General features: G+C 35.3%; 3 protein-coding genes. All 3 read left to right on the forward strand.

Annotation, left to right across the window (positions count from 1 at the left end; translation table 11 throughout):
* Nucleotides 1-100: 100 nt before the first annotated feature.
* Nucleotides 101-427: a hypothetical protein gene (locus tag D1094_RS18335; RefSeq protein WP_118961541.1), complete on the forward strand. Its 327-nt coding sequence runs from the start codon at nucleotides 101-103 to the stop codon at nucleotides 425-427.
* A 122-nt stretch (nucleotides 428-549) separates the two neighbouring features.
* Entirely contained in the window at nucleotides 550-921 is a 372-nt protein-coding gene (locus D1094_RS18340; RefSeq protein ID WP_118961542.1) for an SMI1/KNR4 family protein, read from the forward strand.
* Between the two features lie 447 nt (nucleotides 922-1,368).
* Nucleotides 1,369-1,641 carry a TMEM165/GDT1 family protein gene (locus D1094_RS18345; RefSeq protein ID WP_118961543.1) on the forward strand — a complete coding sequence of 91 codons (273 nt, stop codon included), beginning with the start codon at nucleotides 1,369-1,371 and terminating at the stop codon, nucleotides 1,639-1,641.
* Nucleotides 1,642-1,813 lie beyond the last annotated feature (172 nt).

Here is a 1,813-nt window from a genome sequence, read left to right on the forward strand (position 1 = left end):
CAAATCGGACACGTAACAGTTGGCCATCGCTTCGCGATTATAGCCAATGTTACTTTGCCGTTTAATATAAACGTTATATTTCACTCAAAGTATGGATGCTATGAATAACTTTTTGAGCACAAATAGGTATTTAAAACTTTCGTTTTTATATTTATTAGTTTCCTTTTTAACTTGGCTAGCCCTAGATGTTATTTATATTCTTGGCGGTCAAAATCCAGATAGTTGGACTTTGAAATTTGATCTAATACTTCCGATTATTGGTTTGGTTGGTTTTTTTATTATTACTTGGAAGCATCAAAGTAATTATGGTTTCATGTGGCGTTTAGTTAATTCTGTTGCAGCAACAACTCTCTATGGTATTTTGATTTCCATTTTGGTTATTCTTGCAGGTATACAAATTCACATTGCTCTTGGTGGTAGACTGTGAAATATAACAAGTCATTAAAGCAGGACAAAAAACAGTTGGTTTTTGCTCCTTCGTCGCTTATTTTAACCAACTATTTTTAGCCTCTTAATGAAGCGTTATGTGTAATCAAGGATTCGGTGTAAATGGAAAGTTTTGAGTTTAAACCACCAAGCGATATAGAAATTTCTGAGGCTCAACAGAAATTAGGTTTTACGTTTCCAAACGATTATATCGACTTTATCAAATCTGGTTATGATCTTGGAAATGCTCCAATGGAAGCTCTAGAAATCAATAACGCTCAAAGTCACCTTGATATCTATTCCGCAATTGCGGATGCTAAAAAATTCTATGAACTTCCCGATGAATTGCTTCCAATTTGTGAAGACAACTCTGATTACTACTGCCTGAATAAATCAGGGCAAGTAGTCTTTTGGTCACATAATGGCTTAACTGATGAAGTGTGGCAAAATACAAAAGAGTGGCGTAATCAAATGATTGCTGAGGCTTTAGAGTAAATTACACATAACAAGTCATTAAAGCAGGACAAAAAACAGTTGGTTTTTGCTCGTGCCTCGCTTATTTTAACCAACTATTTTTAGCCTCTTAATGAGGCGTTATATGCTAATAAAAATTAGCTTTAAATAAAGTGCTTTCTAGTTTAGTGTTTTACGCTAAAACTAGATTGCATCAGCATTAATAAGCATTGCCTCTTTTACCTTTTTCAAAGGTGGCAACGCTATTAATTTTTTTCAACCTTTCGTGTGTAGCGTAAAAGTTCACGGTCAGGTTTTTATATTACGGGTGACTTAAGTTCGTGCAGTGTTTGGCTACAACCACCGCTGCATATAACAAGTTGCTCAACAGGACAAATAACAGTTGGCTCGCGCTTCGCGCATTATAGCCAACCATTATTTGCCCATTAGCAAAGCGTTATGTGTTCCTCAAAGTTAGGTGTTGTATAAATGGATTGGAAAATATTTTTAACTATCTTCTTTTCAGTTTTTATCGCTGAATTGGGTGATAAAACTCAATTGGCTACGATGTTGTTTGCTGCGGATAAGGAAGTAAGTAAATTTACCGTTTTCTTTGCAGCGTCAGCGGCATTAATTGTAGCTACAGCCGTAGGTGTTTTAGCTGGGAGTCTACTTTCTGAGTATATTAATGAAAAATACCTCCATTATATTGCAGGCATAGGATTTATAGTTATAGGCGCTTTTACTTTATATAAGGCATAAAACACATAACAAGTCATTTAAGTAGGACAAAAAACAGTTGGTTTTTGCTCGTGCCTCGCTTATTTTAACCAACTATTTTTTGCCTCTTAATGAGGCGTTATTTGGCAACACGAAATCGAGTTATTATTTTATTGTAAGAACAGTGTTTTCAAGGTTAGCTTGGTGGGTTACG

Origin of the sequence: Colwellia sp. RSH04 (genome assembly GCF_003545765.1) — a bacterium.
Classification (GTDB): Bacteria; Pseudomonadota; Gammaproteobacteria; order Enterobacterales; family Alteromonadaceae; genus Colwellia.

Excerpts from the sequence above, each read along its gene's own strand:
- D1094_RS18340 (WP_118961542.1), top strand. The coding sequence starts at position 550 with ATGGAAAGTTTTGAGTTTAAACCACCAAGCGATATAGAAATTTCTGAG.
- D1094_RS18345 (WP_118961543.1), top strand. The coding sequence starts at position 1,369 with ATGGATTGGAAAATATTTTTAACTATCTTCTTTTCAGTTTTTATCGCT.
- D1094_RS18335 (WP_118961541.1), top strand. The coding sequence starts at position 101 with ATGAATAACTTTTTGAGCACAAATAGGTATTTAAAACTTTCGTTTTTA.